This window comes from Candidatus Omnitrophota bacterium (assembly GCA_040755155.1).
GTDB lineage: Bacteria > Hinthialibacterota > Hinthialibacteria > Hinthialibacterales > Hinthialibacteraceae > JBFMBP01.
The window spans coordinates 37,481-48,932 of record JBFMBP010000019.1; the positions used below are offsets into that span (position 1 = coordinate 37,481).

10 protein-coding genes are annotated in these 11,452 nt (G+C 52.2%); 8 read left to right on the forward strand and 2 right to left on the reverse strand.

Annotated elements, in window-relative coordinates; all coding sequences use genetic code 11:
- Nucleotides 1-64: 64 nt before the first annotated feature.
- The 5 genes from AB1656_02185 (at nucleotide 65) to AB1656_02205 (ending at nucleotide 6,325) form a co-directional block, all read left to right on the forward strand.
- Complete coding sequence (locus AB1656_02185; GenBank protein ID MEW6234173.1) at nucleotides 65-682, forward strand: metal-dependent transcriptional regulator; 618 nt, start codon at nucleotides 65-67, stop codon at nucleotides 680-682.
- Nucleotides 679-1,035 (forward strand): FeoA family protein, encoded by a 357-nt coding sequence (locus tag AB1656_02190; protein ID MEW6234174.1) that lies wholly within the window; start codon nucleotides 679-681, stop codon nucleotides 1,033-1,035. The genes AB1656_02185 and AB1656_02190 overlap by 4 nt, the downstream gene beginning before the upstream one ends.
- A gap of 165 nt (nucleotides 1,036-1,200) precedes the next feature.
- The gene (feoB, locus tag AB1656_02195; protein MEW6234175.1) at nucleotides 1,201-3,591 is read left to right on the forward strand and encodes a ferrous iron transport protein B; all 2,391 of its coding nucleotides are present in this window, start codon (nucleotides 1,201-1,203) and stop codon (nucleotides 3,589-3,591) included.
- 10 nt (nucleotides 3,592-3,601) lie between these two features.
- Entirely contained in the window at nucleotides 3,602-3,805 is a 204-nt protein-coding gene (locus AB1656_02200; protein MEW6234176.1) for a hypothetical protein, read from the forward strand.
- A gap of 252 nt (nucleotides 3,806-4,057) precedes the next feature.
- Complete coding sequence (locus AB1656_02205) at nucleotides 4,058-6,325, forward strand: aconitate hydratase (protein MEW6234177.1); 2,268 nt, start codon at nucleotides 4,058-4,060, stop codon at nucleotides 6,323-6,325.
- 116 nt (nucleotides 6,326-6,441) lie between these two features.
- On the opposite strand, the gene AB1656_02210 is transcribed toward AB1656_02205, so the two are convergent.
- Nucleotides 6,442-6,777 carry a type II toxin-antitoxin system PemK/MazF family toxin gene (locus AB1656_02210; GenBank protein ID MEW6234178.1) on the reverse strand — a complete coding sequence of 112 codons (336 nt, stop codon included), beginning with the start codon at nucleotides 6,775-6,777 and terminating at the stop codon, nucleotides 6,442-6,444.
- A complete protein-coding gene (locus tag AB1656_02215) occupies nucleotides 6,774-7,022 on the reverse strand; it encodes a hypothetical protein (protein ID MEW6234179.1) in 249 nt (82 codons plus the stop codon). Before AB1656_02215 ends, AB1656_02210 begins: the two co-directional genes overlap by 4 nt.
- Nucleotides 7,023-7,734: 712 nt before the next feature.
- On the opposite strand from AB1656_02215, the gene dnaB reads away from it, so the two are divergent.
- From dnaB to AB1656_02230, 3 genes are all read left to right on the forward strand, one after another.
- The gene (gene dnaB / locus AB1656_02220) at nucleotides 7,735-9,135 is read left to right on the forward strand and encodes a replicative DNA helicase (GenBank protein ID MEW6234180.1); all 1,401 of its coding nucleotides are present in this window, start codon (nucleotides 7,735-7,737) and stop codon (nucleotides 9,133-9,135) included.
- Nucleotides 9,136-9,309: 174 nt separating this feature from the next.
- On the forward strand, nucleotides 9,310-10,563 hold the full coding sequence (locus AB1656_02225) for an ATP-binding protein (GenBank protein ID MEW6234181.1): 1,254 nt from the start codon (nucleotides 9,310-9,312) through the stop codon (nucleotides 10,561-10,563).
- The gene (locus AB1656_02230) at nucleotides 10,560-11,204 is read left to right on the forward strand and encodes an RloB family protein (GenBank protein ID MEW6234182.1); all 645 of its coding nucleotides are present in this window, start codon (nucleotides 10,560-10,562) and stop codon (nucleotides 11,202-11,204) included. Before AB1656_02225 ends, AB1656_02230 begins: the two co-directional genes overlap by 4 nt.
- The last annotated feature ends 248 nt before the right edge of the window (nucleotides 11,205-11,452 follow it).

The window sequence follows — 11,452 nt, forward strand, 5'->3', positions numbered from 1 at the left end:
TATAACAAGAGTAATAAAGGAAGTTCATCCGGTTCGTAAAATAAGCGTAGAATCGCGGACGGCCATGACGCAATCGATTATCAACGACGCCACCTATTGGCGCTCTTTCGAAGAAAATAAAGTGACGCATTCCGTCGCCCACTACCTGATGGCGATCGATCAGTTGCACTCCGATCTGGGATACGCCCGCGTGACGGACGTCGCCGGACGCCTGGGCATCTCGCGCGGGGCGGCCTCCATCGCGCTTTCCCAATTGAAGGAGCGCGGGCTGGTCTCGGAAGACCCTAATCGTTTTCTGCTGCTTACGGAAGAAGGGCGGCGCCTCGCCCGATCCGTGGAACATAATTTCGTTTTGCTCGCCTGCTTCTTCGAAAATATTCTCGGCGTATCCTCGGACGCCGCCCGCGCCGACGCCTGCAAGATGGAACATCTTCTCAGCGAAGAGTCGTCGGAAGCCTTAGTTCGTTTTCTTCAAGTAATCTTTTCCAATCGGAAATGGGTAAAAGAACTCATCGCTCAAGTCAACGTTCACGGCGCATTATGTTCTAAGGATGGATCGTGCCCCCTATGCGAACCCCTCGGCGAATGCCTGATGCCGCCGGATGCGATCGAAGAATGTCCCCTTAGCCAGTCGATTTACAACGTATCTGCGAGCGCTTCAAGAAAGGATGTAAAGAAGTGAAGGAGCATTTTTTGGTTGATTGCCGATCGGGCGCGTCGGGCGTCGTTTCGCGCGTAGGAGCCGATTCTTTTCTCGCCGCCCGTCTTCAGGAATTGGGCATTTTGCCGGGCGTTTGGATCCGCGTCGTGCGATCCGGCGATCCCGTCATCCTGCAAATCGGCGATTCCCGTTTCTGCGTTCGCGCCAGGGACCTACGGGGTTTTTCCCTATATCTTTACGATGGGGATTCGGACGACGCGGGATACTCCGCCATTTTCCCCTCCGAACTTTCGCCGGCGCCAGCGGAGCCGGCGCTATCGATGACGGGCGCCAGCGAGCCATCATGGGGCAATTCGAGTAATTTACAACTATAAAGAACGTATACAGATTTCTTTTTTTTCCGCATGGTTTCCCTCTGGATAGATGCGGCGGTTTAGGATTATGCCTATTTTCCCTGTTTTGGCTCTTTCATTTCGAAAAAAACTCGGTGGATTTTCTCCTAGCTCTTCGCCAAATAGGAGCCAATTAGATCAAGGAGCATGATGAGCGGTCAAGTTAGTTCCACACTTCCAACGGCGGATGCCGCGATTAAACGCATTGCCCTGGTCGGCAATCCCAATACGGGAAAAACAACTCTTTTCAATGCGATTACCGGCCTAAACCAAAAAGTGGCCAACTATCCCGGCGTTACCGTGGAGAGAAAATCGGGCCGCCTGAAGTTGGGCGCGTATCGTCTCGAGACGATCGATCTGCCGGGGACTTACAGCCTGGCCGCCCGTTCGCTGGATGAAAGCGTTGTGACGGACGTACTTTTTGGATGTTTAGATGGAGAACCGCCTATCGATTTGATCGTCGCCATCGCGGATGCGGGGAATCTGACGCGGAATTTGTATCTGGTCTCCCAAGCGCTGGAATTGGGAACGCCCGTCGTCGTCGCCTTGAATATGATGGATATCGCCGAAGCGAAAGGCGTCAAAATCGACTGCGAAGGCCTTTCGCAGCGGCTCGGCGTTCCGTTCGTCCCGGTTTGCGCCAATCGAAGAAAAGGAATCGGCGAACTTTTATCGCGCATGGAGGAAACTCTCGAACAAGGCGGCTCAAAACCGCGCGAGACGCCCATTCTACCCGAAACGCTCCGCTTAGGCATTTACCGTTTAAAAGAATGGATAGCCGCCCGTTCGCCGGAAGGCGTATGCCCTTTTCGCGACGCAGAACTACTGCGCGCTCTTGTCGATGCCGGAAAAGGAGCGGAAAAACGGCTTGCCATTCTCTACGGCGAGGAGATTGGCGTCTGCTTGGAGAGTTTGCGATTACAGGTGGGCAAGGGCGCATCTCTCGCCGCTATCGAAGCCGAAGCCCGCTACAAATGGATCAACAATCTGCTGGCTTCCTACATACAAAAACCGGATCGTCTCGTTCGAACGCGCTCGGATCGGATCGACGAAATTCTGACGCATAAATTGTTTGGCGGCGCCGTCTTCGTTTTTTTGATGGCGTTCGTTTTCCAAGCGATTTATGTTGGAGCGGGACCGTTGATGGACGCCATCGACAGTGGCTTCGGCTTTTTGGGAGAGATTGTCTCCGCTTTCTTGCCGGAGGGCGCGTTGCGCAGCCTGATTGCGGACGGAATTATCGCTGGAGCGGGAGGCGTACTCGTCTTTTTGCCTCAAATCGCTATTCTCTTTTTTCTTATCGCCATTTTGGAGGATTGCGGTTATTTGCCCCGCGCCGCCTATTTGATGGACAAATTGCTTTCCCATTGCGGCCTGTCCGGAAAATCCTTCATTCCCATGCTTTCCAGTTTCGCTTGCGCCATTCCCGGAATCATGGCGACGAGAACCATCGAAAACCGCCGCGACCGTTTGGTGACGATTCTCGTGGCTCCCTTGATGAGCTGTTCCGCACGGCTTCCCGTTTACCTGATCTTCATCGCCGCTTTTATTCCCGACGAACGCCTCTTCGGTTCCTGGATCGGCCTGCGCGGCTTCGTTCTTCTGCTGTTCTATTTGTTGGGAGTTGGATTGGCGATTCCCATCGCTTGGTTTTTGAAAAAAGTCCTTGTTAAAGGCTATGATGCGCCATTCGTCATGGAAATGCCTTCCTATAAGATCCCCGGTTTGCGTACAGTTTTTTTATTCGTATTCGAACAATCCAAAGCCTTCGTCCTGCGGGCGGGAACGGTTATTCTCTCTGTAACTGTCGTCGTTTGGGCTTTGGCCTATTTTCCCCATTCCTCGTCTATTCTCCAGCGATACGATCGACTCCGAGATGAAGCGGCGGAGCAATTTCGCAAAAACTCTCTTCCCTTGTTGACAATGTTGGATTCCAACGCATACTCATCCTCGATGAGCGGCGGCGATATTGGGAAGGCGATGGAGAACGATCCCCGCTTTCAAAATCCTTCGCCGCAGTTATCTTCCAACGAAACACTCGAGCGTATTCTGGCCTTGCGTAATTCTTATCAAGAAGAATTGGATCGAATCGGCGGCGAAGAACAGGGCGAGCTCGTCCGTTCGAGTTTCTTGGGACGATTGGGTAAATGGATCGAACCGGCGGTGCAGCCTTTGGGATGGGATTGGCGCATCGGCATGGCGGCGATTTCCTCGCTACCCGCGCGGGAATTAGTTGTTGCCTCTCTAGGTACGATCTTCAATGTGGGCGCAGATTCCGACGAATCGTCCGTTAGCTTGCGGCAGGCGATAATGGAAGCGAAACGCGACGACGGCGCTCCTTTGTTCAACCTCGCCGTCGCCTTATCCATCATGGTCTTTTTCGCGCTCTGCTGCCAATGCGCGGCGACATTGGCTGTGATCCGCCGAGAAACCAATTCCTGGAAATGGCCGCTTTTCGCGTTTGGCTACATGACGGCTTTAGGCTATATTGGCGCTTTTGCGGCCTATCATCTCACGATGAAGTTCTATCTGTCGTAGGAGGATGCTTATGGGATGGCAGGAAGTCATTGCTTTGCTCATTGCGTCGGTCTGCGCTTTCTTCGCGGCGCGCTCCGTTTATTCTATCTTTGCGGGGAAAAACGGCTGCTCGAAGGGATGCCATTGCGCCGCAAAAAATTCCCGGCCGATTCGGATCGAATCGCTTCCCCATAGATTTCATTCCGCCCCCGTCCGCCGCGTGAAAAACGACTGATATTTTTCTCTCTATCCACTATATTGTCTGAATCGGGATATCCAGGTCCCGGCCATCCCGATTTTTACAATTTCATTCACCTTTGAGCCTGCCTCTCCTCTCATGGTTCTCTCTATTTCTTTTCGCAGCCGTATAATATAATCTTTTATCATGCTTTGCTTCTCAATATATGTATTAGAGTAGAAATAACTGGGGATGAAGCGACGTATCGCCAACGCGAAAAATTAATATGGGAGAATGGGAGGAATAAATATGATTTTCGATCTGGATATGATTCGATCGGTTTACGCTCGCTTCGCCGAGCGGGTGGAAGCGGCCCGGAAAATCGTAGGCCGACCTTTGACCTTGGCGGAAAAAATCCTCTATACGCATCTCTATAAGGGAAAGTCGGCCGAATCCTATACGCGCGGCGAGTCCTACGTCGACTTCGCTCCCGACCGCGTAGCTATGCAGGACGCCACCGCCCAGATGGCGCTTTTGCAATTTATGCAGGCGGGCAAGCCGCGAACCGCCGTCCCTTCCACCGTCCATTGCGATCATCTAATCCAAGCTCGCACCGGCGCCGCTCATGACCTTTCCGCCGCCGTGGACATCAACAAGGAAGTGTACGATTTTCTATCTTCCGTCTCCAACAAATACGGCATCGGCTTTTGGAAACCCGGCGCGGGCATCATTCACCAGGTGGTTTTGGAAAATTACGCTTTTCCCGGCGGCATGATGATCGGCACGGATTCCCACACGCCTAATGCGGGTGGTCTGGGCATGATCGCCATCGGCGTCGGCGGCGCGGACGCCGTCGATGTCATGGCTGGTATGGCCTGGGAATTGAAATTTCCCAAACTCATCGGAGTCAAATTGACAGGCAAGCTGAGCGGCTGGACGGCGGCCAAGGACGTTATCCTCAAAGTCGCGGGCATCCTCACCGTCAAAGGCGGCACCGGCTGCATCGTCGAATATTTCGGCGAGGGCGCCGAAAGTCTCTCTTGCACCGGCAAGGGGACTATCTGCAATATGGGCGCCGAGATTGGCGCGACAACCTCCGTTTTTGCCTATGACGAAAAAATGTCCGCTTACTTGAAAGCCACGGGCCGCGCCGAAGTCGCCGCATTGGCCGACGGTTTGAAAGATTATCTGCGCAGCGACCGAGAAGTGTACGAGAATCCCGAATCGTTCTACGAGCGGATTGTCGAGATCGATCTTTCCGAACTTGAGCCGCACCTCAACGGCCCCTTCTCTCCCGATAAGGCTTGGCCAATATCCCAGTTCGCCCAGGCCGTCAAGGAGAACGGCTATCCTGAAAAATTAGAGGCGGGTCTCATCGGTTCTTGCACCAACGCTTCCTATGAAGACCTAGACCGCTCTGCCTCACTCGCCCGCCAGGCCGTTGAGAAAAAACTGAAGCCCCAATCCGAATTTTACGTTACTCCCGGTTCCGAACAGGTGCGATACACCATCGAGCGCGATGGCCAGTTGGAATTATTCAGCCGCATGGGCGCCATCGTTCTCGCCAATGCCTGCGGCCCCTGCATTGGACAATGGGCGCGCGCCGGGGCGGAAAAGCAGGAGATGAATTCCATCATCACTTCCTTCAACCGCAATTTCGCCAAACGCGCCGACGGCAATCCCAATACCCACGCTTTCGTCGCCTCCCCCGAAATCGTAACGGCGATGGTTCTCGGCGGCAGCATGACCTTCAATCCCCTCACGGATTCTCTCGTCAACGAGGAAGGACAATCGGTGAAACTTGACGAACCCCAAGGCGCCGAACTGCCTCCACGCGGCTTCGACGTGAAGGACCCCGGCTACCAAGCTCCGGCGGCGGACGGCTCCGCCATTCAGGTCGTTGTCAATCCCGATTCCCAACGCTTGCAGCTCCTCCAACCCTTCGCGCCTTGGGAAGGAACCGATCTCAAGGATTTAAAATTGCTTATCAAGGCCAAAGGGAAATGCACGACGGATCATATATCTATGGCCGGCCCGTGGCTGCGCTTTCGCGGGCATCTCGACAATATTTCCAACAACTGCTTCATCGGCGCCATCAACTTCGCCAACGACAAGGCCAATAGCGTCAAAAATCAACTCACGGGCGAATACGTCTCGCCGCCCGACGCCGCCCGCGCCTACAAAGCGGCGGGATTCGGCTCCGTCGTCTTCGGCGACGAAAATTACGGTGAGGGTTCTTCCCGTGAACACGCCGCTATGGAGCCGAGACACTTGCGGGTGCGCGCCGTCATCGCCCGCTCTTTCGCCCGCATTCACGAGACGAATTTGAAGAAGCAGGGAATGCTGGCGCTGACGTTTGCGAATAAGGACGATTACGATAAAGTGCAAGAGGACGATTCGATCGATATCCTTGGCCTCGATCAATTCGCGTCCGGCAAACCTCTAACGATCATTCTTCATCACGCCGACGGATCGCAGGATGAAATAGAGGCGACGCATTCCTACAACCAAGCGCAAATCGAATGGTTCAAAGCCGGAAGCGCCCTGAATTTGATTAAGGCGAAGGAATCGACTTAAAAGGACGTTGTTTCTCGAATAAGATAATTATTGGCAGGTTTGGATCGCGTTTTATGATCTGGCAGAGAGATTGAAGGATCAAACGACGCGATTTGTCAACGGCTATATGCCGCCGTTTAAAGATCCAAAGCGTATTTTAATGCTTGATCCAAGTTGGCAAGTTGCCGGGTAGTTAACGATCCCAATTTCTTAGTAAGGCGAGATCGATCCAAAACGGCGATTTGATAACAGAGAGCTACGGAATCTCGAGTCAATCCATTTTCTTCGGCGGGAATCAAAACCGTTCCAGGAATCATCGCCCGGCGCAAATTAGTTGTAAACGGAACAACCACTATCGTAGAAGTAAAGCGAGCCAGCGTATTTCGTTGAATGATCGCCACGGGACGGATGCCGGATTGTTCGGAACCTCGCGACGGATTCAAATCGGCTAAATACACGTCGCCCCGATTCATGCTTGTTCCTCCTGTTGCAGAAGGCGGAGAGTATCGGCTGCGATTTCATCAGCCCATTGAATATCTTCCTCGCGGAATTCTTCACATAGACGGAAGGCATCCTCATCCGATATGGCGTCCCATTTGCGAATTTGTTCGCGATCCCGCAGGAACAACGCAAAATCCAGAACTTCAGCCAGTCGTTCTGGCGGAAGATTGTCGATCGCCTTAATCAAATCATCGGTAATTTTATCGGATAAAGCCATTGCTAAACGCCTCTCATCATTTTTTATTGTATCTATTATATTCTTTTTGAGGAGATTCGATATCAAAAATATTCATTAAAGAAAGCGTAATAATAAACATAATTTACTCATGTTGCGCAGCCTGTGGTCGCAGGCGTCCCGCTTGTACGATAGAGGAATCGTATCAGAGCCGCGATTAGACTTTCTATCTGGTGCGTTTCAGAATCGCGGAACTACGAAAAAACGGCGAATTCCACGAAATTTTCGAATCACGGATATCCCGGATTCTATTGGATTTCACGGAAAAATCTTTCATACTGCGCGATTCCTTGCGTCAACTGTTTTTCTTTTCTTTTTTCGCGTCTTTCCTTTTCATTTCGCATTTTCGCGATTCAAAACGGCGATCATCACAAACCTCTTCAACTTTTTATCGAGCGTAACATGATTTTTTCACAAAAAGTCAAAAAAAATTACTGACGCCAGTGTATTTTTCCAGGGTATAATTTCAATTCTTATAGCCTAAGCGATAAGAAGCAGTTAAGTGTTGATCCCGTAATTTGCGTTCATCTTTTTTATGTTTTTTCTTGGATTTTTTTAAAAAATATCTATTGACAAACTCCACTTTCATCCGAAAATACAACTCCTATTTCATCTTTTTTCTCGGCTTCTCTTTTAATGTTCTTTTGTTACATCGCAGGCTTGGAAAGCCTATAATTTGAGTTGAGGGAATTTTATGGCCAAGGCGCAACCTCTCGTATCGGCGGATCGCACGCTGCCCCATAATCCCGATGCGGAGAAGCATGTCCTGGGAGCCATGATTCGCGATGACGAAGCGCTCCATCGCGCTCATGAAATCCTTAACGAATCCGATTTTTATCAACCCAACCATCAAATCATATTCCGCGCTTTGATGGAATTGTCCACCAAAAGCGTCGCCATCGATTTGATGACGCTGGCCGACGCTTTGGAACGGCGCGGCGAATTGACCTCTTCCGGCGGCGGCTTCTATCTGGCGGAACTGGCGTCCAGCGTGGTTACGACGGCCAACGTCGAATATCACGCCCGCATCGTCCGCGAGCGTTCCATGCGCCGCCGGTTGATTCGCGAGTGCTCCGAAATCATTCAGGACGCTTACGATAACGGCGACGAAGCGGAAGCCATCGTTTCCCACGCCGAATCGCGCATTTTCAATCTCTCGCAATTGCGCCGGGGAAGGTCGTTCAATCCCGTAGGCAAATTTCTGGAAGCGGCGATCGAAAAAGTGCAACTGGCGCATGAGAGCGAAGGCGCATTGACCGGCCTGGGCAGCGGCTTCCGCGATTTGGACGCGCTGACTTCCGGCTTTCAACCGTCCGATCTCATCATTCTTGCCGCCCGTCCTTCTGTGGGTAAGACGAGTTTTGTGCTCAATATCGCGGAAAACGCGGCTATGGCGAATTCGACGGTAGGCGTCTTCTCCCTGGAAATGAGCAGCGAACAGATCGCCGAGCGCATCTTGTGTTCACAGGCGCAAGTCAATCTCAAACATCTGCGTTCGGGCTATTTTACGAAACGGGATGCAACGAAATTGCTGCAAACCGCCAGCCGCATTCACGATATCCCCCTCTATATCGACGACACGCCCAACCTTACGCCTACGGAAGTATTCAGCCGCTCGCGAAGATTGAAATCGGAGCGGCCCGATTTATCCCTGTTGATTATCGACTATCTGCAACTTATGAGCGGCGGCGGACGCATCGAAAGCCGCCAGCAGGAAGTATCGGAAATTTCGCGTTCACTGAAAATTCTCGCCCGCGATCTCAATATACCCATTATCGCCTGCTCCCAGCTCTCCCGCGCCATCGAAAAGCGCGACGACCATCTGCCCCGCCTCTCCGATTTGCGCGAATCCGGCGCTATCGAACAGGACGCCGACTTGGTCGTCTTTCTGCATCGGGAGCCGCTGAAAGGAGCGTTCGAAGGCGACGAAGAGGATTTGGAGGCGGGCCGGGAAATCCATTACTCCTACAAATTAATCGTCGGCAAGCACCGCAACGGCCCCATCGGCGAAGTGGATATCTATTTCGCCCGCGAATACACCCGCTTTTTCGACGCCGCCCGCGAAACGAACGAAGACGAAGGCGTTCCTTTCTGAGTGTTCCCCCGATTCAATTCCTTCCGTTTTTAAAGAAATATAGCCATAATCTTGGAAGACGAATTGCGTAATCTTGTATTGGGGTTGGGAGGATTCCTTCCAAACCGTCCTTATTCTCGTTCGCCAAATGCAATAATCATCCCGCTTCGCCGTGGATTTGGGAGCGTCGCGTCTATGCTGGTTGAATTCAGCGCCGCCAATTATCTTTCCTTCATGAATCGGACCGTCCTCAGCCTGGCTGCCTCCAAGGACGATTCGCTCGCCGGGAACGTTATTCCTTCCGTTCAGGGAACCAAACTGAATCTGCTAAAAAGCGCCGTCCTCATCGGCGCCAATTCTTCCGGCAAATCGAATTGGTTGCGGGCGATGAATTATGCGGCTTCCCGCGTGCGTTATTCTCATTTAACGCCGGAAGCAGGGGAAACCGGCGTAGTTCCTTTTTTATTCGACGAAAATTGCTCGTCCCGTCCCAGCGAATTCGAAATCGTATTTCTGAAAAATGGCGTCCGGTATATTTACGGTTTCGCCGCCGATGCCTTGCAGACGCATGAAGAATGGCTGTTCGACTACCCCAAAGGCCAGCGCCGAAAATTATTTTATCGCCGCTGCGCCGTGGGAGCGAATGAATCCGTTTATGAATACGGGAACCAATGGAAAAAGGGGAAAAGAGGCGCAATCGAACGTCTCGCCCGGCCTAATGTTCTGTTCCTCACCGCCGCCGCTCAATCCGGCCAGGAAACGGCTCGCTGCGTATACGATTGGTTCGATAAGGATTTCCTAATGGCGCCGTGCGATGGCGGTTCCAACGCAGAAGTCCAATATACGCTGCAACTGATCCATAATCGCCCGGAATTCAAACAAAAGCTGCTTTGTTTTTTGAACGCCGCCGATTTTAACATCATGGATTTTACAATAGAAAAACAATCGCAGGGGGTATTGAATTCTGCCAAAAATGGAACAGAGAGATTGGCCTGCGCAGCAGTCATCCGCCGGACAGCGGATCGCTTCGGCAATCCCACGCCGGTCTATTTTCCGTGGCCGGAAGAATCGGAAGGCTTTCGCAAACTCTTCGCGCTCGCCGGGCCGATGATGTACGCTCTCGCCAACGGAAGCGTATTGTTGGCCGACAGTATGGACGCCTGTCTGCATCCCGCCTTAATCCGGCGCTTGATCCAATCCTTTCACGGCGGGACGAATTCGCAGGGCGCCCAGTTGATCTTAAGCGTTCAAAACGATGGCTTGCTCGACGACGAGCTTTTCCGGCGGGATCAGGTCTGGTTCATGGAGAAGCATTCCGCCAGCGGCGCATCGTCTCTCTATTCGCTTTGGGATTTCAAGAAAACGCGCGGCGGGCCGGAAAATATTCGCCAAGGGTATCGGATGGGAAAATACGGGGCGGTTCCCACGGTGGGAACTCTTTTGGAATGAGTATGAAACAACGGGGCATTCGCAATGACGCATCGCTGCGGCGGGGAAGGCCTTGCCGCGAACCGAAGGAATCGGTCTTGATCGTATGCGACGGCAAGAAAACGGAAATCGATTATTTCGAATCGTTTCGTTCGCGAGAAATTCCTTTGGCTATCCAATCCGCCGGCGCCGCCGATCCTAAAGCGATTTATCGCTGCGCCAAGCGCCTGGCGCGGGATTTCGATTGGATTTGGTGCGTCTTCGACTGGGACCAGCGGGGCGATTTGGAGGAAGCCGTCGGGCATACGGACGGCAGCCGCCAGCGGATTCAGATCGCTTATTCCAATCCCTGCTTCGAAGTCTGGTATCTGCTTCATTTCCAGGAACTAACATCGTTCGTCAAAGATGCTGAAACAGTCATCGGCAAACTCCTGCAATACATCCCCGATTACAACCGATCCAACGATTATTCCCAGCAGTTGGCGAAACGGCAGGAGTTCGCTTTTGAAAACGCCCAGCTCTTATGGAGAGAAAATATCGAGAAATGGCGCAATCGATATAAAAATCCTTCTACATCCGTCGATCAACTGGTTGCGTTTTTGCGAAAATTACGCGGCGAAAAACCTATCGCCCCCTACACGGAGCCTTTCCCTCACCCATAGGATGAGCGCCAAGGGCGAGTCGTCATCCCAGCCTTTCAAGGCTGGGACTGGAGTTTGGCCTTTTACTAGATAGAAATAACAGGGAGTGAAATTTCCGTTTGATTTTTCACTCCTTTTCTTGTATCCTGATATCTAGTTATATGACTAGATATCCCTTTCGGAGGCGATCTCATGGGATTCCCCGCCAAAGTCCAACTTATCCAACGAAAGAGCAGCGAACAATGGTACATCAATTTCCCTTCCGCCGT